A 22,714-nucleotide genomic window follows, 5' to 3' on the forward strand; every position below is an offset into this window, starting at 1 on the left:
TTTAATATAAAGTTTTAAACTTAACCCATCCTGGAACAAATTTGATTTCGCCGTTCGGATTTATCACAGTTCGCCTAGATTTTGGTGCTTCAAAACCTGGTGCTTTTAAACCACAAGTATCCCGAATTTCTTCCCGTAGTTCATCTTTTAGCAGTAAACCAATTGTAGTTCCTGTCATACCACTACCCCATCCCAGTCTTAGGCTATAGGGAGATTTTTCTGGTTCATAAAATTCGCGGATATAATTAAAATCTAAATTCTTGCCTGATGCTTTAGGATTATTTTCTATTTCTTGCCAATAATCATGTTCATAGTCCCACTGCTCTTGAGTAAACTCCTGACAGATTTGTAAAAGTTCATCAAGATTGCTAAATGGTATTTTCATGCCCTGTTTGTGCTTAAACCATGAGAGCATCTCTGTATCTAAGCTGAGAGTAAACCCGGTTTGCACATTTCGCACCATCTCGGCATAAATTGACGCTTTATATTTTGCAATATAATCAGGAAATCTACTAGAAATGATGACCTCAGCGACAACTGGCAAGTTAATTGGTATTGCTTGACCTCGTTTATTATGGATTTTGCTTTCTAAAAGAGGGTCTGAATCTGTGACTTTAAGCGCTCTTAAGAAGTCCGTATTTGGACCTTTACCTGGAAAGTTTCTTTCTTGATATGTAAGACAAAATTCTGAGAATAAACTCTCCATAAATAAGTCGTCATCTAAAAATTTCTGCTGATATTGGTTGAGATGACCTAGTTTTTGTCTTAAGGTTTTCTCTATCTCGCTAACTCGCTTTGATGAGGGAACTTGATAGCGATCGCCATATTTAAGTAAATAATATGTTATGGCAGTTCTCATTGCTCCTTTAATGGAAGAGCCAGGAATGAATAATTGCCCCATACCATTACGAATCATCGGACGCAAATCTGTAATTTTCTCGTCTGTTAACTTTTGACTGATTGCGTCTTTAGGAAAAATTGCCTGTCCATCTGCATTAGTCGCATTCCACCACTCAGAACCAAATGCTTGTCTTAAAAGTCTTGTGATGTCTTGACGTTCTTCAATTGCCTGGATATAGTCATATAAAAATCGCCCTCCTTGGTGCATCAGACCTTTTGCCAAAGCTTCTTGATTGGGGAGATAAACTTTTTTATCTGTCTGCACATATTCAAATGGATTTAATCTAGATACAGATGATCCAATATGTAAAATAGGACTGGTCAACTGTATCTTTCTTGATTGATATAAATCCGGTTTCTTGAGAGCGTATTCAGGAGAAACAACCATAATTTTATTTATCCTATGCTTGAATAGGAAGACTTAAGCTAATACCACTCCGGTAAATGCAATGTTTTTTAAAATCTCTGGGTGTGACATCTACCAGCTTTCCTTGTGGTGGTGTAGGAAAAACAGAACCTTCGCTAAACATTCGCACCATTTTGCGACGCACCTGATTTTCAGCTATCCAGCCACCCCGTTCTTGAATTTCATAACTAGCATTATTTAAAAAGTCATTCGGGAAGGATGGTTCCCAAAATAAACTCATCAGGGTGTGGTGAGTTCCAGCAGAAAATTTCACTATCTTCTGCCAATTTTCAGGTAACTCTAACCACTCAGCTTGAAATCGTCCCGCACCGCTAGAACGTTCTCCCCCAAGTCCTTCTTCTCCTAAAAGATGCAAAGCAGCCTTTAAGTTATCTGCTAATTTCTCTCCTTCTGGTGAGAATTGCAGCAGAAAGTACAAACCTGATAAACTTTGAATTCCATTGCCATTTTGCTCCCACTGGAATTGTACAAAACCTGTATGATAAAGGTTAGTGGCTCTGGTAATTCTGTCTACTGCAATTTTGGGGGATTGGTCAATTTCAAAGGCTTTTTTGTAGTCAAAGGTTCCTGCTTGACGCAGATGTTCCTGAGATTTACCTTTTGTTTCAGCAATTAACTCTTCAGCATCAGTATTTATGAACCCTTCGCCTTGATACCATCTTTGCCAAACTTCCAAAGGCAAATAATTGAGTTTTTTATAGGTTTTAAAAAACTCTAACTCTTTTTCAGTTCTTTGCGGGTAGTTGATGGGAAACTTAAGGGGACGGGGTAGATAGTAGATTGTGCGTTCGTTTTCTTGTCGATAAATAAATGTTGAACTTATCCGCAAAGGAGATATCAGTTGAGGTTGTTTATCAGTGGGAAATTTATGTAATAATTCTTCAACAGCATCTTTACCAAATAACCGCGCATAAGCACTCACCCAAGCACTAAATAAACTATCTGAACGCACGTGATCGCTCGTTTCTTCAAGACCAATTCCCACTTCCCCAAAATGAGCAGGGCTGCGTCCAAACTTAAGTTTAACCAATTTCCAGACACTCATAATGCATTTCCTGGCAGTAAACGCTGTTCAATGTACTCGCGTAAGCTTCCGAAGTTATCTAAGAGTGCTTGTGTGTTGGCGATGGGTGCAAATTGCTGTAAACTTGATGTTCCAGCAGGAGTGCTGGTTATCTGACGGTATTGCTCTAAGCTGCGATAGGAAAACTCGAAGTTCTGAAATCTGACTTTGCCGTAACCTCTGGAACCATGTCCGCCGAGTGCATCATCTTCTAGGATGGCGAGAGCAATCGCAATATTTTGTAAGTCTTCTATAGCTTGCGCTGCATCTTCTACAGTATAAATTAATTCAAACTGAAACTCTGCTCCTGCTGGTACACGTTCTACTTGTCTAGGGTTCGCTGCTGCTGTGACTCGATCTATACCGTTTTCAAATTTCCACTCAGTCATATATAAACCAGTATCAACTTGCTCCAGCAAATCAACCGACTTCTCCAATAAATGGCAATCTCTTACAATTAAACGAGCAGGTGCATTTCGTCCTTTGACTTTTACGTATTGCTCTCGGATTTCTTCTTCTCTGATTTTTTCACCTTGAGTTTCAAATCGCGCAAATTTGTGTTCTTCACTACTAGGTCTGAGAATCATTTGTGCTTCAACATTGGGTACTCGCTCTAATCGTTCTTGATTAGCGACATCACTGTTTACCCAAAAATTAACGCCTGTTGAACCAAAAATTCTGGAAAGTTTACAATTTCTAGCCCCATCAAACCTAATGAGTATTGACGAATTATCTGTTTTTATTTCTGTATAGCCATTCACTAAGTCATCACTTTCATAACGATAAGTACCGCTACCTCCCGCACGATTTAAAGGTTTTTCCAACAAACGTTCTAAAATTGAGCGCAGCTTACCTTTAATAGATGAGCCTGGTAGATAAGGATGGCGACTCAAAGGGTTGCGAATAACAGGTTTATCCAGTCCACCGATATCTAACCTTTCGCCGCCACCTCCAATATGAATACCAGTCTTTACTATAAGAGTACTAGTAACTCTAACTTTACCCACTAATTGTTTTTGTTCATAGTTACTTGTTGATATTGTCATTGATCTTTTCCTCCTGCTGCCTTATGATAAGCAATCACTGCCTCAATCATTTGAACAAATCTGTCAAAGTCTTCTTTAGTTTTAACCTTTTTTATTGCTGCCTCTAATACTCGCTTGAAAGGAGCAACCGGTCCTGGATCTCTACTATCTTTTTGTTGTCGAGCTGCAGCATAAGCAAGTTTAGGTTGTAAGAAAACTAAGTCGGGTTCAATTTTTGAAAAATCCTTCTTTTCGTCTTTAGCTAGGATAGATTTAAGTCGATTGACAGCATCCAAAAACTTGCGTATCTGGTTTGTTTTGAGTTGTTTACGCACAAGCTCTTTTCCAAGTTTTTCGGTATCTTCCACTAACTCACGAATTTTATATTCTTGTAGCCCTTGATTTAAGGTGTTGATTTTATTCACCATTGCTGTGCTGATATCATCACCATAATTATATTGTTTGTTTTGTTGCGTCATCGTTTTATAAGCGGTTTAAGAGTTCAATCCAAGTCGCGATCGCCCGAAAATAAGGCGCATTATATGGACTTTTTAAAGAAGTGCGAAAATCATTGTTATCCAGTACCCTATTGGGTAACCTCGCTAGAGTATAAGCTATCTTTGGTAAATGCAAATAGTAGCGAGTTCCTAAAGCCTCCTTTGACTTACGATCTTCAAACTTCTTTAGTGCTTGCTCTTGTATTTGTGCAGTAATGAGCAAATTACGCACAAAGTTACGGGAATAATTCACCTCAATTTTTTGCTGTTCCAGTATTTCGACAAATGGTAAGACACCCAATAGGTTTGGCTTAGCTTCTGGATGTAAATATTGTTTCATCTCACAATCAAGAATATTGATATCTTCTATTCCCAGCCATTCATTCCACTTAAAGACTTGTCCAAATAACCCGAAACTGTCTCTACCATTTCCTTTAGCAGCATCTTCAGCTTTACCTGACGATTCTGCAGCTTGGTAAAGAGGGAATTTAATATCATCAATACTAATACCTGCGGATAAGGTAATATCAGGATGATTTCCAGTATAAGCGCGGAAGCACTGATAAACATCAAAGGCAAATTCTACAACTTCATTCCACGCACCGCTGACAAAGACATCATCTCCACCCGCGTAAATGAAGACTAAATTTTTTCGTTCATCTTGAGTGAGATATTTAGTGTTTTCTAACACTTTGACTTTATGTCGCTGTTCAAGAAAGTTCTCCTGACGGTTCTCTGCTAAAGTATTTAGATAGACTTTAAAGAAATAACTCATCTGGCGAGATAAACCAGCTAGGTTTGGCAAGGTTTGATTATTACCCAACCCTTTTGCAAAAATTTGTCCCAGTCTATCTACATCCATGCGCAAATAACCAACTCTCTCAATCCCTTTGGCAATTCTCGCCATCTCACCTGATCTGATAATTGAGCCTTCTTCTTCTTCACTTTTTTGAGCGTAATTACCCAACAGCAAAGGAATGGTATTTGTAGCATGAGAATAGTCATATATCATCCAATCATTGACTAGATAAATAGTCTCTGTGTCAGGAATTTGTTTTAAAGATTGAACGAGTTGAGACTTTTTTATCGCTTGAAATATATGATAATAAACAGGTTCAGGTTCAAGATTTAACTTGATGGGGGTTGTTCCTGGAATACGACTTCGGTGTTGCGATCGCACAATTGCCTGTACTCTTAAAAGCTTGCCACCTAACTCAAACATCTTACGACAAGTAGGACAAGCTTCCACTGAAATTTCATCACTTAATGGTTGTAATTCTTCTACATCATCTCGATGACAAACTTTGCAGGGTGTGTGACTGTCGCGGGGTGCGAAGAATTCTACAATTTGGTCTGCAAATTTCCGTGATTTTTGTTCGGCTAATTGTTGTGTCACTTTTGACCAGTGTGTTGCAAATTCTTGAGTAGCAACATCTTCAATGGGAAAGTTTACATGGTCTAAGGCTAGAAAGACTTTACCCTGAAAATCGTCTACTAACCACTTATTTAACCTCTGACTCACTTGTTTTAGTTTATCTTCTGTCTCATCTATAGGCGCAAGCAGATATAAGTTACCGCCACCAGCATAAATGATATTAGTGCGTGGTAATTCTAGTTCTTGCAACAATTGCTGGACGACTTCTTCTGTTACTAATTCTAAGTAAAAGCTTCTCGCACGCAGGGACTTAAGCGCACCCGCAGAACTAATTGTGTAGATAAATTTTTGAATACCTGATAAATCTCCAGCAATTAACCTAAGTTGTTTAGCTTCAAGATTATTTGCTAGCGCAGCCGCTACAGCACCAGTTGCCCTTACCATATCAATCAGGGCAATATCTGAATTATTCAAGCTAACATAGGAGCCAAATTTCTCTAGAATTAAGGTGAGTAGCGATAGATTATTCCAAGTTTGTTCGTTAAGTTTATCTAAAGTCAGATCTCGTCGGATATGTCCCTTGAGTAATTCGATATCTTCTTGTGCTGGTTTTTCTTTCCGTGGATAGGGAATTTGTGGATAGAATCCTTTGATGTGGGTTGCTTCCCAGTAATGTTGTTTATTTTGATTGTGCGAATGTTGTTTATTTTGATTGTCCGATAGTTGCACTTGGTCAAACAGCAAGCGCAGGGGAGTCAGAGTGTTGTTTTTCTCTTTAGACCACAGAATGTTTTGGTTATTAGACCATAAAATACACTTTGCTTGCTTAACTACTTCCGAATCCTCTGGGTACTTACACTCACTAGGTAATACACCAGCTATTTGTGCTAAAACCCACACAGCCTGTTGGGTGACTTGCAACGCAGCGTTGCTAGCTTTTAAGTCAGTCATTAAACTTCACGATAATTGTCCTGAACTGCGTGTGATTGTAGCTTATAGGTGGAAATAGCGTATTCCATATTTACCAATTAGCAAATAAATCAACACAGGTCTGTAACTATATTAGGTTCTGAGTACCGGAAAATACTGAAAGTTTAAGATAATTTTAAATTGCGGAATTTACGTAAGTAACCAGCAGGAGTAAAAAATAGTGTACGATGAGCCACCAGATCCATTTTTAGTCCAACTTTGTGAAGGATACACGGAGGCCGAAGTTGTTGAAATACAGCAGTATATGGCTGAGTGGGATGCTTGTACTTATATCAGTGTGGCTCAAAGTATTTTAGACCATGCTAGCAGAAAAGAATTTGACCCCTTGAAATATCTACGCAAAGCTTACAATTTTAATAAAAAAAGAGGAGTACGAATTCCCAAAATTGGATATCGTCAGGATGGTTCAGCAGTTTATCGTAAGGGGAATGAATATCTTATTGTACGACCTGATAAATTTGGTATTGAAAAAATAGTTACCTATGAAGTAAACGATGACTAAGACAACTCTTGACACTCAAAATCCTGAAATTAAAAGAAATTATATTTCGCAAGTTTTAGAGCAGTTAACACTAGATTATCAAAATACCAAACAAGAGCGCAAAGAAATTGCTGCTTTATATCTTACTGGAGATGAAGAATTTTCTGTTTTAGAGGAAATTGAACTCTTAACGGTGGATATCCGAGGCTATGCTAGTCAAATTCAAGCACGCGGTTGGATTGAAAATCAACAGCAGGCTATTGAGCACTTACAGAGTATGCGAGTTTTTGATCTTCCGGTTATTGCTGAATTTTACTTTACAATTCATCAAGACTACGGACAAATGAAAGCTTATATTCGCATGCTGGATTATTTGCGTTTGCTGATTCTTGAATATCTACAAATATATCAAAGTTCGCAACCACAATCTGCTTGATTTTTCATAGCCATCTATAAAGGAATTTTCATGTTAAATTTTTAATTGCGAGGGGGGTTAAGGCGCTTTTTAAATTCTTGCGCTCTTCGGTGATCAGGAATTTTTTCTACTAAAACTTCTACCAATTGCTCTGGTGTTAATTGTGGATTTTTATTCAAAGTGTCTTCAAGAACAAAACTGGCGAAAGGACCGACAAAACTAGTTAGTTCTCGCCGACAATACTCCACAAACTCTGGCTTGATGCTAGTCGTATTTTCGGCTTGGAATTCGTTGGCTTTTTGTGTGTTTTGCCTGGGTTGTTGTGATTTTTGGTGAAACTGTTTAGTTTCTTCAGACAGTTTAGTCTCTGGTAGTTCAAGTTCCTGAGCAGGGTGAGGATGAATTGGTACGTTTTGATGTGATTGTGTCACATTCATACCACCAGAAAAACTTTGTGACTGAAACAAATTCAAAATTTCTCTGGCTGATTGATAACGGTCGGCTGGTCTTTCTGCCAGCATTTTATCCAATATCTGAGTGAGTAAATCACTAACTTTAACGTAAGATTTCCATTGCCACTGAAAAGACTGATCCATCAGCAAACGTGGCATTTTTCCAGTCAGAAGAACAATAGCAGAAACACCCAGTGCATAAAGGTCGCTACAGGGGTAGCAGTGTCCCATACGAATCTGTTCTGGTGGAGAATAACCTACTTTTCCAACTACTGAACCAGCAACAGAGTGCAAAGAATTTGAAGAATCACCCGCCAGAATTTGAGTGAATTTTTGCTTAACCACTCCAAAGTCAATCAGTACAGGTTTAGAAAGCTTATGGGAAAGCATCACATTGTCTGGTGAAATATCCCGATGAATGATATTGCGTTGATGGATATACTCTAAAACTGGCAACAAATCCAATAACCACTGAATAACTTCTGCCTCGGAAAATGGCTTTCGTTTTGTTGAAAGGCGCTCGCGCAAAAGTTGAGAGTAACTATCACCTTCAACATATTCCTGGACTATAAATATCCGCTCTTTCTCGGTCAACCAAGCCAGAAACTTAGGAATCTGGGGATGATTGAGTTGGTATAAAGTTTTCGCTTCGCGCTCGAATAACTCACGGGATTTGAGAAGTACGGCTTCTGCTGTGTTTGCAGGGACAAATTCTTTGAGGACGCAATAATCCCCGAAACGTTGAGTGTCAACTGCTAAGTAAGTTCTTCCAAAGCCTCCCTGTCCAAGAAGTCTTTGAATCTGATAGCGACTGTTAATCGAAGTTCCGGGGTTTAGCTCTGGTAGCATTACTGCGTTGTGGTTTGGTGAGTAAAATGCAAATAGAATTTTATTCTAGTGTCTCTTACTTGCCAGGATACACCAAATTACAACTGACGACCGTTAACCGAACCATATTGGGAACACCTGGTGCACCAGGTGCAACCCCAGAATTGCTTCTCGTTTTATCGCAATATTGGCAACGTCTTATATTAACTAGCAAAAGCTAAGTCGCCAATAAAGTTAATTGTCCAACTGCATAAGTTACATTCGATGACATTTACTAAGAATCTGGAAGGACAAGCCTCAAAACTTTGACTGTGCGTCTTCTCCAAAAAACATTCAAACAGGAAAAAACTATGTCATCCGAACTTAAAGCTGCAACTACTGCTGCTGATGCCCAACTGTCTAATGATCTGCCAACTCTAAAGAAAGGTCTACAAACAGAAGGAGTTAGATTACTGCAACAAATTCTGATTCTGCGTTACAAATACAAAATTACCTTCGACGCTAACTTCGGTGATAAAACAGAGGATGCAGTCAAGGACTTTCAACGCAAGCATGATCTGAGTCCAGATGGAATTGTTGGTGTAAACACTTGGCGTTCTCTAGGGCTAAATATTGCCTAAGCTCCTTAGCACACTGCTACTGCGCCATGAGTAAAACTTAAAAAAAGCCTGGGGGATAATCCCAGGCTTGCTCACTGCTATTTGTCTTTGCTTTTGGCTTACTATTAGAGTTCCCTTTGAAAATTCCCTTTCGACCTGCTTTTTGGTGTGCGATCAGTAAAACCTAAAAAAAAGCCTGGGCTATAATCCCAGGCTTGCTCATTGCTATTTGTCTTTGCTTTTGGCTTACTATTAGAGTTCCCTTTGAAAATTTCCTTTCGACCTGCTTTTTGGCGTATCGCGCTGCCTGTAAGATGTATCTTTGTGCAACATTTATTTGACCGAAACAATTTTAGATTTTAAATTTTAGATTTTGAAATTGGGGAGCCAATACTGATAGCGTAGCGTGGCACTTTGTGCCATAGTCCTTGTTTCCCTCACTTGGTACTTGGCGTTGATTTTCGGTACAAGCCCCGTCCATCTTTGACGGAATTAATCCAAAATCGTAAATTTAAAAATCTAGGTTTTGTTTCGCTCCGCTCCAAGCTCTGCACTTTTAGGGTGGAGTTAATCCAAAATCCGTCTTGAAAAGCTTTGATGCCTGCGGCAAGCCCTTCGGGGAAGACCTTCGGTCTCGCTGCGCTAACGGGGGTTCGCAATCGACGGGAAGCGGAGCCACTCCGTTGGGCGGCTTTGCCGACTTGAAGGAAGTGGCGTCCAAGACTGCGACCCCCTCACCGCAAAGCGTCTACGGAGGAAACCTCCGCTCAAACTTTTCGCAAAATCCTAAATCCAAAATTGATTGACGTTTTGGGCAATGATGCATAGCGCCCGCCCCAAGCAGGCGATCGCTCAATCGTCGTATATTACCATTTTGGTACATATGTACCATTTAAAGCTTTTTACCACTCTCTTCAGATAGTCGCACTAGCTAAGATAGCCACGTAGAGTCGCCGATAGGAACAGAAGAATCTATCTATAGTATTGGCAATCAATCTTACTTTCTATCAACTATATTACCTCAGCAGGAAGAGGAAATGACACGACATCGCTAATAATAAACTTGCATCACATCAAACAAAAAATTTCTCTTCCTTGAGATTCATAACTGCATGAAGAAGTGAATTTTGAGTTTTCGTGAAAGTCTCATACTTATTGCTTTTCACAAATCTGTGTGGTATGTGACCATATGATACTAGCTTAGCATTTTTGGACAACAAATAAATTTAAAATAAGAAAGTCTGAGTTATGAATGACCAAGAGATGAAGAGCAAAATCAGTCGTGAGAGAGATTATTTACTGCAAAGGCTTTGGGACGCAAGAGTCATTGTATGTCTAGTATTGATTGCAGTGCTGGTGAGAATAGGCTATGGCGATAATAGACTCGCTCCTGCACAAGTTGTTAATACATATGATCTTAGCAAAAAGACAGACAATTTTACAGGTGAAACCGTGACAGTGAGAAGCCAACCGATAAAAAAAGTAGGTTTAGCTTCTTTCACGGTAAGTGATCAAAGATTATTAGGCGGCGAGCCTGTAGTAGTAGTGAACGCTTCGGGTCTAGCTTTCGATTTACCAACTGACAATGATACAAGAGTTCAAGTGACGGGTGATGTCCGTAACTTAAATATTCAAAGTATTGAGCGGGATTATAATCTCAATTTGCAGGACAAATCCTATAAAAATTATATCAATAAACCTGCGATCATTGCTAAGTCAATTCTATTAGCGCCTAGAGTTGGACAAATTACCCAAAACCCTCGCAAGTACTATGGTACAAGGGTTGCAGTTACGGGTAGTGTTGATAATATTCAAAGTCCCGTTTTGTTCACACTCGATGAAAGTTACTCCCTAGGTGCAGAAAATTTATTGGTTTTATTCATCGCAACACCAAAAAGGGTGATTAACAAAAATCAAACAGTAGGTATGGTGGGTGTTGTTCGTCCTTTTGTGGTTGCAGATATTGAACGAGAATACCGCATGACTTGGGATCAGAGGGTGAGACAACAGTTGGAAGCAGATTACAAAAATAAGCCTGTATTCGTTGCTGACACTATATACCCATAAATAACTCTATTATCTCTACTAGCTTGAATGACTTAGAAGGCGCAGGTTTAAGAGGTCGTTGAAAATAGGGTCTGTCCCGTTACAAAATAGGGCGGTGAGCAAATGCAACCCACTCGTCTAATCGTTTACAATCAACGATCTCAAATCCTGCTTTTGTTAGAGCTTTGTCAACATTATCCTCATGGGAGGCAGTAAAACCAGCTGTAATCAAAAGTCCCCCGTGTGCATCAGTTTGACGCAGCGCACGCTGGAAGTCATCAGCAAGAGCAATATGCATTCGTGCCAAAATATTCGCGACAATGAGGTCAAAAGTTTTTGTATCTTTGATGCTTGACACATTGTCGATAATGTCTCCACCCATCCAATGCCCCATTTCACTTCCAGATCCCAAGCTTCCTTTGATCACTTTTACCTGCTGTTCTACCCCGTTACAACGTACAGCGTCTTGAGTGGCTTCTACAGCAATGCGATCGTTGTCTAATGCCAAGACATTTGCCCCAAGCTTCGCCATTGCCACACTCAGAATACCTGAACCTGAACCCAAGTCTAAGACATTCATTGTGGGGATGATGTAATGCTCAAGCAGTTGAAGGCTGAGAATGGTTGCTGGGTGTAAACCACTGCCAAAACAGAGGGTTGTCTTCAGTCTCAAAGTGACTTCGTCTGCTGTTTGGGATTGATAAGATGCATCAGAAGTAAGGACAACGAAGCGTTTCCCAATCCGATGAATTCTGGAGTTGAGTCCGTTTGCGTCTGTGGGTTTGTCTTCAACCACAGTCGTCTGTATCGTAGTCGTTAGTCCAGTACGGTGCAAAGGCGAGAGCAAATTAACAATTTTTTCTACACGTGTCCTCGACTGGGCATCTAGTGGTAGATATAAGTAAATCGTGAATGTCCAGATCGGATGTGCAACATCTTGATCATCTGGGTGGGGTAGGTTAGCTTCTGTATATTCTACGATATTAATGTCACTAATATTGATAGTCTCTGCAAGCAGCGTACGAACCCAATCAATAGCCTCGTGTGTTGTATCAAGGCTTAACTCTATCCACGGCATATTTTCTTTTCTTCCTTAGCGTGCAGTCTGCATTGCATAAAACAAAAACTGACTGCACGGTGAAGCTACCGATCGCAGACAGCCTTTTCATCTTAACCAATGCTAGTACTCAGTTATCAGTTATCAGTTACCAGTTATCAGTTACCAGTTATCAGTTATCAGGTAGGAAACGGACTCGTCCACCCCTTGTTCCCTATTCCCTGTTCCCTATTCCCTGTTCCCTGTTCCCTGTTCCCTGTTCCCTGTTCCCTGTTCACTGATTTAAATCCCCGCACCATCTAAAAACTCTGAAATCACCAAATCACTATTGGACTTGCCATTGTTCGTTTGTGAGTCGCTGACTTGGAATGCGTGTACAGATGACTGCGCCTGTAATTCTTGGACTTGTTTTTCTAAAGCTTTGACTCGTTCAAATAAGGCGCGAATCACTTCTGCTTCCACATCCCGGAGTTTATTGTGAGCCAGAACATCGGCGATTTCCTTACCCTGACGAGTCACGCGCCCTGGAACCCCTACGACTGTGGTGTTGCTAGGCACATCTCGCAGCACTACTGAACCTGCCCCAATGCGGACATGCTCCCCAATATTAATGTTGCCCAATACCTTAGCACCCGCTCCCACAACAACGTGATTGCCGAGAGTAGGATGGCGCTTTCCTGTCTCTTTGCCAGTACCACCTAGGGTAACTCCTTGGTAAATTAAGCTGTAGTCGCCCACCACCGCTGTCTCACCAATCACCACTCCCATACCGTGGTCAATAAAAACTCCCGTACCAATCTTTGCTCCTGGGTGAATCTCAATCCCAGTCAAAAACCGACTGATATGGGAGATAAACCGAGGTATGAAGGGAATCCCCGTTTGATAAAGCCAGTGTGCCACTCGATGCAAGAGCATGGCTTGAAAACCTGGGTAACAGAACAACACTTCCAGCCAGTTACGGGCTGCTGGATCACGCTCATAAATCGTTCGCAAATCAGTTAGCAGCATAATTTGTTCCTATCTCGGGAAGTTTATAACAATTCAAAATTCAACAGCCTTGAGTCGAACCTGTGTAAAACTGGGCAACCCTCTCTACGAGTACTCGTGGTGCGCCTTACAGATACTCGTGGAGAGGGCAAAAAAGGCGCTTCATTCTCAATTATTGAACTTATTGATGAATTATTCCGCCTTTTTTGCCTTAGCGTAGCGAGCCGTAGGCTGGGTTGCCCAGTTTTACATACTTTTAATGAAAGCCCCCACACCAAATATCAACAGACAAGTCAAGTGTGTAAGTTATGTAATCAATGAAATCATTTGTAGGAATTGTCTTGGATAATCTACTGCAAATCGATAATATTATGATAATTTATGAATAACTAGCGCAATTTTATTACATTTAACACTCCCATGAGAATGAATCTGTCATAAAAATACGATAAACTTATCGATAAACAGTAGTATGTTGAGTACGGACTTGAATAGCCAAAACTATACTCTTTTGGATCTGTCTTCCAAAGTTGAATACGCGCTGCTAGCACTTTTAGAACTAGCAAGCAACAAGGAAAAAAAAACTCCTCTCACTATGAGTGAAATGACTGCTAAACAACCCATACCTGAACGCTATCTGGAACAAATTTTGACCAGTTTGCGGCGAGCAGGTGTAATACAGAGTCATCGTGGCTCGCGAGGAGGCTTTGTTCTAGCTCGTGAACCTTGGCAAATCACCTTGCTGGAGATTGTCACTTTGGTAGAAGGAGAACGTAAAGACAGAGAACCCTCTGTGACTTCCACTTTAGAAAGGGATTTGGTTCATGAGATCTGGGATCAAGCCAACACCGCCTGTATTAAGGTTTTACAGAACTATACACTCCAAGATTTGTATCAGCAAAGAGAAGCTCGCTTGCAGCAAGGTCCAATGTATTATATTTAGACATTCTCGCAATTACCATATGCAGATACCAAAAAACGTTATAGCATTAGGCAGGCGAATTCTTGTCGTTTGTTTCAAAGAGATTCCCAAACAGTTGGAGATCGTTCCTCACCGAACCAGTCACTTCTGCCAAAGATTCTATTGAAATGAGGATGGAGGAAATAACAGAAGAAGTAGACGACTCAAGTTTTATCAGAGAAACCATCCTGGTTGACCCAACAGCCACCTCACACAGGAATCACAAAGATTCAATGATCGGATTTACCAGGGACTACCATCTTATTCTAACAATGCTTGTAAAAAGGTGCAGCGTGCAGGGGTTGAGTCTACTAAACGTGTAAAAATCAGCACGACTCCGTACTCCTAACACTCCACACTCAGTATCATCACTCAACTATAACTGTGTTTAATGACTCCAGAGGAAAACTAAAGACGTAATAGACAACCCCAATTCCAAGAAGTATAACAGCAAGGCTAGAGAGGATGACCAATCGGCCTGCTGGTTGGTAGGTATCCTCCTCAATATCACGGCGTACAGCAAGATAATGCTGGGTTGAAAGCATGACTGTCAACAAACCAACTAATGAAAAGGCTAAACCTAACTTCCAACCATCACCCGGAGCTTGAGGTGCAAGAGGAGGACGAAGAATACGCAAGCGGACAATCAAAACACCAAACCCCATTAAGGAAATTCCACTCCTCATCCATGCAAGATAAGTACGTTCATTTGCTAAATGTTCCCGCACTTTATCTGTTGAACTAGGTTTATTTGACTTTTCTTTTTCTGAAGTTTCTGCATTAGCCTTCATAAATTTGAATGGTAGTTGCATACAAAACTTTTTAATCTTTTTGATGAATTGGAATCAAGTTTACTTATGTGAAAGTTTCTTTTCCTCTGTCTTATTCTATATTCAAAATTTGACAAGAAAAATTAATAGTGTTATCTTGATAATTGTGAATTATACCGGTTAATTAGTCAAATTTGACTGTATTCAACAATACTTTTTTTTAAAAATATTTGCTCACACAACAATTTAAAACAAATTGAAATGACTTTCACTTGTTAAGACGGACTTGATATAGTAATCCTATTTGATTTTTTAAAATTGTGCATGTTCAGATTGCCGACTTATCAAATAAGTCTGTGATCTTGTTGTTCACAAATAATTTAGGACTGCTATATGATCTTTAATTTGGTTGAGCAACTTAATCAAAAAAAAAGAAAAACACTGTGATTAACATCTAAAAAGTCATCTCAAGAGGACTTACGCTATCAGCCAGCCAAGAAGATAAGTTCTTGGCTGTCCAGTTGACACAACAAACGAGTGCTGTTCAGTGATTAATTGGTGCATTGAGAGCAGCTTGGAAAAGTATCATGATGTTTATCTTTTTTTATTGATATCAAGTCAAAAAAAATGACATTTTTTGACTCTTAACTTAATAACTCAATTTTTTTCAACTTCAGATACTATTTCAGATGTTTTCCAAAGGTTCCTGTTTAGAGTTAGCAAACAAAAACTACCTGTGATAAAAGTGAGTACGGCTAAACTAGGATTTTCCAAAGTGTGACAGTCCACCAGAATCAAAACACCCAATCCAATCAGAACAAAGGGAATGAGTTGATGACCGTAGCGCGTTAGGGCATCCACCATAACTGGTATACGAGTTAACTGGTATGCTGCATAACACCAAACTCCCACCAGGGAGAAAAAGACTCCAAGGATAACTGCTAAACTCTCCCAGGTACTGCTAGCAAACAACGGTGCGTAGATAGCAATGTTGTCACTCCCATTAGCTATTGTTACTGCAGCGACACTGTAGCTTTGGGGGGACAAAAAGCTAGTGAACCAGGGTCTATCTAATTCTTCTTGTTCTATCTGTGCTTCGGGATTATCGCTATCCTCCTGGTTTAACCAGCGAGTGATACCAATCACAATAGGAGCAACTCCTAGCAATCCAATCCAAGACTGCGGTAGGATGAGACTGCCCAAGAAACTAGGCAGGCTAGCAATAACCAGGACACTGAAACCAAGGTATTGACCCGTAACGATGTGACGACGACGGAAGATTGCATTGACCTGAGAGAAAAACAAAGACAGAATCACAATGTCGTCAAGATTGGTAGCAGCGAAGGCAGACAGTCCAGTGGGAATTGCGGTATATAAGCTCATTTGGTGTTTATCCTTAATTCTTGTGTTCGCGTTGTCTGAGGTAACCTTACCTTTCCTCATCAAGCGATGAAGAAATCACCACTGGGCAAGGAGTTGCAAATGTGTCGTGAATTTCATCGATACCCTTCTGCATTGAGCGAATGATTGCTGGAGAACGGCGTCTTTGCATGAAGAACCAGCCACAAGTCACCAGCAGATAGATCAAGAAGTAGTGGGAGCGATGACGGCAAACGATTGTGCCAGTACTTCTCCAAATGATAGACAGTTCGGCTTTAACCTGTGAGCACTCTTTTTGTGTCGAGTTTGGTCAGTAATGGTCATGTGAGCAAATTTCCAACAGTGTAGATGTCTTCGTAAAACTGGTAAACTTTAGCCTTAACAAGGTTCCTCTGCTGTGGCACAGTCTCACTTTATTGCTCCGTATCAGTAAAAGCAAATATTCTTTTTTGTCAAAGTCATAGATTGAATTTATTAATTTTTCTATTCTTTTTTTGATCAAAACTAGGGCAGATAATTTAATAAATTTAATAATTTTTTTATAGATAGGACAAGTATTATCCCTTTTGTCCTATATTAAATAAAAAGGCATAGAAAAAGCCGATGCCAATTACAAAGCCAAGCTCCACCTCAGATTTAGTCCGTGAACTGCGCCAACACCTCAATCTTTCTCAAGAACGGTTTGCTGCACAATTAGGTGTTTCATTCAAAACCGTGAATCGTTGGGAGAACGGACATAGTACGCCGTCCCCAATGGCACTTAAGTTGATTAAAGACCAGCTGGTGCGGATGGGTGTGTCGGGAAAAGCATTATTGAATCAGTATTTCCCAGAGATGGAGCTTGGCGATGACCTGTGAAAAGCAAAAGCAGATTAATCTAGAAGACATTCTGATTACGGAAGAACTGTCTCGTCGCTTGCCCAAAACAATTGACTTGCAAGCCGAGAACCAAGCCCTGCATACTCTGGCTCGGCAACTAGCTCAATCGCCGCAAATTATGCTCAAAACCCTTGTTGGTGTAGCGAGGGATCTTTGTCAAGCGGGAACTGCTGGGGTCAGCTTACTAGATCTCACCCCCACAGGAGAGTCAATTTTCCATTGGGTAGCACTGGCTGGAGAGTTTGAGGAATATGAGCAGGGGACATGCCCAGGCGATTTTAGCCCTTGTGGGGTGTGTCTAGAACGGCGATCGCCCCAGCTTTTTTTGTACCCCGAACGGTATTTTACTTATTTACAACAAGCGAAACCCGCGATTATTGAAAGTTTAGTCATTCCTTTAGTCATTGATGAGCAACCGCTAGGCACGATTTGGATCGTGTCTCACGATGAGCAACGGCACTTCGATAGCGAAGATGTGCGGCTGATGACGAGTTTGGCAAACATTACTGCTGCTGCTTTAGGTAGCAGTCGCGCCTGTCAAACGGCTATTGATGCTCAACAGGCACTGCACGAGAGCCAAGCCCACATGCAGAGCCTGCTCACAAATATACCAGGGATGGTTTATCGCTATATTTCCGGAGCCGATGGTTCAGATCGCTTTACCTTTGTTAATTCGGGTTGCTGTGACTTGTTTGAAGTAGAGCCATCAGCGGCGTTAGAAGACGCTGGTTTAATTTGGAACCAGATTCATCCTAACGATCGCTCCTCATTTCAAGCGTCGGTTATTACAGCCGTTGAGAACTTTCTTGCTTGGGACTGGCAAGGCAGAATTATTACGCCTAGTGGCAAACTCAAGTGGATTCAAGGCAGGTCGAGTGGGTTACGAACCGCAGACGGAGATGTTTGGGACGGCTGGCTGATAAATATTACAGATCGCAAACAAATCGAACAAGCCCTGCGAGAAAGTGAGGAGCTAAAGCAACGTGTTCTCGATAGCAGTAAAGACTGCATCAAAGTTTTAACTTTAAACAGCGAAATCCTCTACATTAGTAAAAATGGGCTGTGCCTCTTAGAAATCGACGATCCTGCATCTGTCCTCAATGCTGACTGGGCTAGTTTTTGGCAGGGCGAAGATTATGAAAATGCTCAAGCCGCGCTCGCCGCTGCTAGAATAGGGAATATTGGTCGATTTCAAGGGTATTGTCTCACTCTAAAGGGTCAGCCGAAATGGTGGGATGTTATCGTCACACCGATTTTAGATGCGTCCGGACAAGTTGTCCAAATCTTATGCATTTCACGGGATATTACCACAGCAAAGCGAATTGAAGCTGATCGCCAACAAGCTGAAATGGCGCTGCGAGAAGCACACGTGCAATTAGAATCTGCTTTGGCGGCTGGATCAGTTTACACCTGGCGCTGGAACATTCCCACTGATCGCGTCATTGTTAATACTGCGTTTGCTCACTTGTTTGCCGTAGATCCGGCGATCGCGACCACAGAAGGATTGCCCATCGAGCTGTTTATCGATGCCATCCACGAAGAAGACCGCGATAGCGTTTCGGCCGCAATTAATCAAGCGATGTCATCGGGTAAGGGCTATGCCGCCCAATACCGCGTTCGGACTGTCAGTGGCGGGGAGCGATGGCTGTCGGCATGCGGGCGAGTCGAGTATGATGCGGCTGGCAACCCCGTTTCTTTTCCTGGCGCACTAGTTGATATTACCTATCTAAAACTTGCCGAAGATGCCTTGCGCGGTTCGGAAGAACGCTATCGAACGCTGTTTGAGTCCATTGATGATGGCTTCTGCATCATCGAAATGCTGTTTGATGAAAACAATACGCCGATTGATTACCGCTTTTTGCAAACCAATCCGGCATTCGAGAAACAAACGGGACTCATACAAGCTGTTGGCAAAACGGCGCGTCAGCTCATTCCAAATCTTGAAGCTCACTGGTATGAGATTTACGGCAAAGTCGCACTGAGTGGCGAATCAATTCGCTTCGAGAATGGTTCTGAAGTGATGAACCGTTGGTTTGAGGTGTATGCCTGCCGTGTTGGACAGCCAAACAGCTGCAAAGTTGCCATTCTGTTCAAGGATATCACCGAGCGCAAGCGCATCGAAGCCGAACGAGAACAAATCCTGCAACGAGAACAAGCCGCCCGCGAAGCCGCTGAACGCGCAAATCAAATTAAAGATGAATTTTTAGCGGTACTGTCTCACGAGTTGCGATCGCCCCTCAACCCAATCTTAGGCTGGTCGAGTATGCTTCGCAACGGTAAATTAAATGCCGCAAAAACAGCTTATGCTTTGGAAACAATCGAACGCAACGCTAAGCTACAGGTACAACTGATTGAGGATTTGTTAGATGTCTCTCGCATATTGCGTGGCAAACTCAGTCTCAACATGGCTAGAGTTAACCTGGCATCAACAATCGAAGCTGCAATGGAAACCGTACAGTTAGCAGCTCAAGCTAAATCGATTCGAGTTGAAACGGTGTTTGAAAAAGAGGTGGGGCAAATCCTTGGGGATTCTGCTCGCTTACAGCAAATCATCTGGAACTTACTTTCTAACGCTGTTAAGTTTACACCCTCTGGTGGAAGCGTGGAAATTCAACTCAACAGCATGGGATCGCAAGCTCAAATTCAAGTTAAGGATACAGGCAAAGGTATTACTCCAGACTTCCTTCCCCATGTCTTTGAATACTTCCGCCAAGCCGATAGCACAACAACTCGAACATTTGGCGGATTAGGGTTAGGGTTGGCGATCGTTCGTCACTTGGTGGAACTGCACGGGGGAACCGTTCACGCAGACAGCCCAGGAGTAGGACAGGGGGCTACATTCACCGTCAGGCTGCCGGTTTTAAACGATCAAGGCTTCGGACATTTGGATGAATCAACTTCTTCATTTCTCATCGGGAATTCCTCATCGCTCCCCCTTGCAGATCTGCGAGTTTTGCTAGTCGATGACGATACAGACACACGAGATTTGATTACTTTTATACTAGAGCAAAGTGGTGCCCTGGTTACGTCAGCAACTTCCGCAATAGAAGCTTTGGAAACTTTTAAGCAAACAAACTTTGATGTATTGATCTCAGACATTGGAATGCCTGAGATGGACGGCTATATGCTAATGCGACAAATTCGGGCAATCACATCCAAACAAGGCAGAGATGTTTTAGCTTTAGCCCTGACTGCTTATGCCGGAGAAATTAATCAACAGCAAGCGATCAGAGCAGGATTTCAAAGACATATTAGCAAACCAGTTGAGCCAGAGGATTTGGTAAAGCTTATTGTTGATCTGATTAAAGCGAGCAAATAAGATCTACCAAGTTTTTATCATACATTTATTTTGTAGATGTCTAGTTAACAAATGATCATTATCTTGGCTGTTCTTTTCTTAGGATAATACTTATGGTAATGTTTATTATGCAAGTCTTTATCAGCTTTTTCACAACTCAGTATTGAAACAAAATAAAGCTGTCATGTGACTTGTTATACGAAAGCAGCTCATTTTTTTGAGTAGTATTTATCCACACAAGTGAAAGGCAAACATGTCAGAAAAATTTTATTTTTAAATACGGTAGTTGCCTCTAATTACCGTACAATACTAGGAAGTCATCAACCATAGTGGTCAGACTCAACACCCAAAAAGCCTTAAGGTTCAAAATGACGCTTGAGCAGTTGCGAATTTTTTTGGCAGTTGCGGAACTGATGCACTTTACCCGTGCTGCAGAAACGCTTTATATCACTCAACCAGCTGTTAGTGCAGCAATTCAAAGTTTGGAAGCAGAATATGGAGTCAGACTATTCCATAGGATTGGTCGCCATATCGAAATTACTGATGCGGGTAAATTACTCCAAATGGAGGCGCAGAAAGTTCTTGACCAAGTTTCTTTAACTGAGCGAGGCTTGAAAGAACTGAACAATTTGCAACGCGGTGAATTAAAGCTGGGATCAAGTCTCACCATTGGTAACTACTGGTTACCAGAGAAAATTAGCCAGTTCAAACGCCAATATCCTGGTATTCATATCGATTGTACGCTGGGTAATGCAGAAGAAATTTGCGAAGGGACTGCTACAGGACTTTTTGATTTTGGTTTAGTAACAGGAGACGTTAAACCCTCACTGAAGAACTATTTGGAGCAGGAAGTTGTGGGGAGCGATCCCCTGCAAATTGTGGTTGGCACATCTCACCCCTGGTTTAAGCGGACAGAAATTTGCCCAGCAGAACTGCTAGCAACCAGTTGGGTGATGCGAGAGCCAGGTTCGGGAGCACAGCAAATGTTTGAGCAAGCTTTACAAAATTGGGGAATTGAACTGACTCAGTTGGATATTGTTCTCGTCTTGAGCAGTAGCGAGATGGTGAAAGCAGTGGTTGAAAGCGGTGTTGGTGCTGCCGCCATTCCAGAATTGATGGTCAAAAAAGAAATACAGCTATCTACACTTCACGCCGTTCGTGTGGTAGATAGAAACTCTGGCACCGAGCTAGACATTGTTCAACCTGTTTGGAAGCTCAAACACAAACAACGTTTTCAAACCCGAGTTGCGATCGCCTTTGAACAGATTTTGAGCGCTGTGCAAAGTCCAGAGTCAAAAAGCATGCCCTTGAGCGAAGCGAAGGGTCAAAACTCAAAAGTTTTGGAGTCGGAACTCAACTAAATCTATTTTTGGAATGCTTTGGACAAAATATCCGCTGGAGGAAAATAAGTACTTATACTTATTAATCACTTTTTTTTATTAAAGTGACAAAGAAAAATATTTGATTTTATTAGTGGTCTTCTTTATAGTTGTCGTAAACCTACCAGCATATAGATTATCGAGATATTGCCTGTGTGGTTCTAATTTTAATGGTTAGGCTGACACTCAGCTTGCTCACAGGTAATAACTAAATGGGTCTATATATTCTCGTCTATGGAACTCTCTAATAAAACTGAGTACGCGGTTCTTTCCCTGATAGCGCTAGCAGCCTGTTATTCTAGCGGTGAATCATTACAAATCCGGGAAATAGCAGCGCGACAAAACATACCAAACCGCTATTTGGAAGAACTTCTGGCGACATTAAGGCGTGGAGGTTTAATTAAGAGCATACGCGGCGTCAAAGGTGGCTATGTTCTGGCACGAGAACCCCAAAAGATTACAGTTCTAGATGCTTTCCGTTGTATGGAACAAGCAGACGCAGATGTGCCCAAGCAGAATTCCACCCCCACATCAGCAGAAACTGAAGTTATTCAAGAGGTTTGGCAAGAAGGGTGTGAGGCAGCTTACTCTGTTCTACAGAAGTATACCATCCATGACATTTGTGAGCAACGAGCGAAAGGACGACAGATGGAATCTATGTACTACATCTAGCCTTGCGTTGGATTCGCGGAAAATCTTGATTTGTTGGGGAGCCAGTGCGAATGACGGCTTTCCCGACAGAGGCATCTGGCGTTGGGCACTGCTTAGCTTCCCATATTATTGGCGTGGCGTGAGTAGCAGAGTGCCCACCCAACGACGTTGGAGGAGCATAAAATTTTGCACGCCCTCCGGGAAGCCTTATACCGCTTTTTGGAGCAGCAGAAAAGCTTAAAATCAGTGTCAGT

General features: G+C 41.4%; 21 protein-coding genes. 10 read left to right on the forward strand and 11 right to left on the reverse strand.

Annotated elements, in window-relative coordinates; all coding sequences use genetic code 11:
• Window position 1 precedes the first annotated feature (1 nt).
• The 5 genes from csm5 to cas10 are packed head-to-tail and all read right to left on the reverse strand — an operon-like array spanning window position 2 to window position 6,238.
• Window positions 2-1,288: a type III-A CRISPR-associated RAMP protein Csm5 gene (csm5, locus tag AC5JM2_RS33925; protein WP_495840298.1), complete on the reverse strand. Its 1,287-nt coding sequence runs from the start codon at window positions 1,286-1,288 to the stop codon at window positions 2-4.
• Window positions 1,289-1,301: 13 nt separating this feature from the next.
• Entirely contained in the window at window positions 1,302-2,372 is a 1,071-nt protein-coding gene (gene csm4, locus AC5JM2_RS33930; protein ID WP_495840300.1) for a type III-A CRISPR-associated RAMP protein Csm4, read from the reverse strand.
• Window positions 2,369-3,436 (reverse strand): type III-A CRISPR-associated RAMP protein Csm3, encoded by a 1,068-nt coding sequence (csm3, locus tag AC5JM2_RS33935; RefSeq protein ID WP_495840302.1) that lies wholly within the window; start codon window positions 3,434-3,436, stop codon window positions 2,369-2,371. Before csm3 ends, csm4 begins: the two co-directional genes overlap by 4 nt.
• A complete protein-coding gene (gene csm2 / locus AC5JM2_RS33940; RefSeq protein ID WP_495840304.1) occupies window positions 3,433-3,894 on the reverse strand; it encodes a type III-A CRISPR-associated protein Csm2 in 462 nt (153 codons plus the stop codon). Before csm2 ends, csm3 begins: the two co-directional genes overlap by 4 nt.
• 4 nt (window positions 3,895-3,898) lie before the next feature.
• A complete protein-coding gene (gene cas10 / locus AC5JM2_RS33945) occupies window positions 3,899-6,238 on the reverse strand; it encodes a type III-A CRISPR-associated protein Cas10/Csm1 (protein ID WP_495840306.1) in 2,340 nt (779 codons plus the stop codon).
• A gap of 199 nt (window positions 6,239-6,437) precedes the next feature.
• Between cas10 and AC5JM2_RS33950 the strand changes: the two genes are divergently transcribed.
• Both AC5JM2_RS33950 and AC5JM2_RS33955 read left to right on the forward strand, forming a co-directional pair.
• Window positions 6,438-6,779: a hypothetical protein gene (locus AC5JM2_RS33950; RefSeq protein WP_495840308.1), complete on the forward strand. Its 342-nt coding sequence runs from the start codon at window positions 6,438-6,440 to the stop codon at window positions 6,777-6,779.
• On the forward strand, window positions 6,772-7,194 hold the full coding sequence (locus AC5JM2_RS33955; protein ID WP_495840310.1) for a hypothetical protein: 423 nt from the start codon (window positions 6,772-6,774) through the stop codon (window positions 7,192-7,194). Before AC5JM2_RS33950 ends, AC5JM2_RS33955 begins: the two co-directional genes overlap by 8 nt.
• Window positions 7,195-7,235: 41 nt before the next feature.
• Here AC5JM2_RS33955 and AC5JM2_RS33960 read toward each other — a convergent pair whose 3' ends face one another.
• Entirely contained in the window at window positions 7,236-8,474 is a 1,239-nt protein-coding gene (locus tag AC5JM2_RS33960; protein ID WP_495840312.1) for a protein kinase domain-containing protein, read from the reverse strand.
• Between the two features lie 26 nt (window positions 8,475-8,500).
• On the opposite strand from AC5JM2_RS33960, the gene AC5JM2_RS33965 reads away from it, so the two are divergent.
• The 3 genes from AC5JM2_RS33965 to AC5JM2_RS33975 all read left to right on the forward strand — a co-directional run bounded on the left by AC5JM2_RS33965 (window position 8,501) and on the right by AC5JM2_RS33975 (window position 11,119).
• A complete protein-coding gene (locus AC5JM2_RS33965; protein WP_495840313.1) occupies window positions 8,501-8,674 on the forward strand; it encodes a hypothetical protein in 174 nt (57 codons plus the stop codon).
• Between the two features lie 129 nt (window positions 8,675-8,803).
• Complete coding sequence (locus AC5JM2_RS33970; protein WP_495840315.1) at window positions 8,804-9,073, forward strand: peptidoglycan-binding domain-containing protein; 270 nt, start codon at window positions 8,804-8,806, stop codon at window positions 9,071-9,073.
• Window positions 9,074-10,300: 1,227 nt separating this feature from the next.
• On the forward strand, window positions 10,301-11,119 hold the full coding sequence (locus tag AC5JM2_RS33975) for a hypothetical protein (RefSeq protein WP_495840317.1): 819 nt from the start codon (window positions 10,301-10,303) through the stop codon (window positions 11,117-11,119).
• Between the two features lie 79 nt (window positions 11,120-11,198).
• Here the strand turns inward: AC5JM2_RS33975 and AC5JM2_RS33980 are convergent, their stop codons facing one another.
• Both AC5JM2_RS33980 and cysE read right to left on the reverse strand, forming a co-directional pair.
• On the reverse strand, window positions 11,199-12,176 hold the full coding sequence (locus AC5JM2_RS33980; protein WP_495840319.1) for a 50S ribosomal protein L11 methyltransferase: 978 nt from the start codon (window positions 12,174-12,176) through the stop codon (window positions 11,199-11,201).
• A 261-nt stretch (window positions 12,177-12,437) separates the two neighbouring features.
• Window positions 12,438-13,163 (reverse strand): serine O-acetyltransferase, encoded by a 726-nt coding sequence (cysE, locus tag AC5JM2_RS33985; RefSeq protein ID WP_495840321.1) that lies wholly within the window; start codon window positions 13,161-13,163, stop codon window positions 12,438-12,440.
• A gap of 451 nt (window positions 13,164-13,614) precedes the next feature.
• Here cysE and AC5JM2_RS33990 point away from each other — a divergent pair, with 451 nt between their 5' ends.
• Window positions 13,615-14,085, forward strand: coding sequence for an RrF2 family transcriptional regulator (locus tag AC5JM2_RS33990; protein WP_495840323.1), 471 nt, complete (start codon window positions 13,615-13,617; stop codon window positions 14,083-14,085).
• 386 nt (window positions 14,086-14,471) lie between these two features.
• On the opposite strand, the gene AC5JM2_RS33995 is transcribed toward AC5JM2_RS33990, so the two are convergent.
• The 3 genes from AC5JM2_RS33995 to AC5JM2_RS34005 form a co-directional block, all read right to left on the reverse strand.
• On the reverse strand, window positions 14,472-14,894 hold the full coding sequence (locus AC5JM2_RS33995; protein ID WP_495840325.1) for a YidH family protein: 423 nt from the start codon (window positions 14,892-14,894) through the stop codon (window positions 14,472-14,474).
• A 636-nt stretch (window positions 14,895-15,530) separates the two neighbouring features.
• Entirely contained in the window at window positions 15,531-16,256 is a 726-nt protein-coding gene (locus tag AC5JM2_RS34000) for a cadmium resistance transporter (RefSeq protein ID WP_495840327.1), read from the reverse strand.
• 46 nt (window positions 16,257-16,302) lie between these two features.
• Window positions 16,303-16,425 (reverse strand): hypothetical protein, encoded by a 123-nt coding sequence (locus AC5JM2_RS34005; protein WP_495840329.1) that lies wholly within the window; start codon window positions 16,423-16,425, stop codon window positions 16,303-16,305.
• 431 nt (window positions 16,426-16,856) lie between these two features.
• Here AC5JM2_RS34005 and AC5JM2_RS34010 point away from each other — a divergent pair, with 431 nt between their 5' ends.
• From AC5JM2_RS34010 to AC5JM2_RS34025, 4 genes are all read left to right on the forward strand, one after another.
• Window positions 16,857-17,111, forward strand: a complete 255-nt coding sequence (locus tag AC5JM2_RS34010; RefSeq protein WP_495840330.1) for a helix-turn-helix domain-containing protein — start codon at window positions 16,857-16,859, stop codon at window positions 17,109-17,111.
• The gene (locus AC5JM2_RS34015; RefSeq protein ID WP_495840332.1) at window positions 17,101-20,451 is read left to right on the forward strand and encodes an ATP-binding protein; all 3,351 of its coding nucleotides are present in this window, start codon (window positions 17,101-17,103) and stop codon (window positions 20,449-20,451) included. Before AC5JM2_RS34010 ends, AC5JM2_RS34015 begins: the two co-directional genes overlap by 11 nt.
• Before the next feature lie 347 nt (window positions 20,452-20,798).
• Window positions 20,799-21,791 (forward strand): LysR family transcriptional regulator, encoded by a 993-nt coding sequence (locus AC5JM2_RS34020; protein WP_495840334.1) that lies wholly within the window; start codon window positions 20,799-20,801, stop codon window positions 21,789-21,791.
• 252 nt (window positions 21,792-22,043) lie between these two features.
• The gene (locus tag AC5JM2_RS34025) at window positions 22,044-22,481 is read left to right on the forward strand and encodes an RrF2 family transcriptional regulator (protein ID WP_495840335.1); all 438 of its coding nucleotides are present in this window, start codon (window positions 22,044-22,046) and stop codon (window positions 22,479-22,481) included.
• The last annotated feature ends 233 nt before the right edge of the window (window positions 22,482-22,714 follow it).

The organism is Brasilonema angustatum (genome assembly GCF_059505445.1).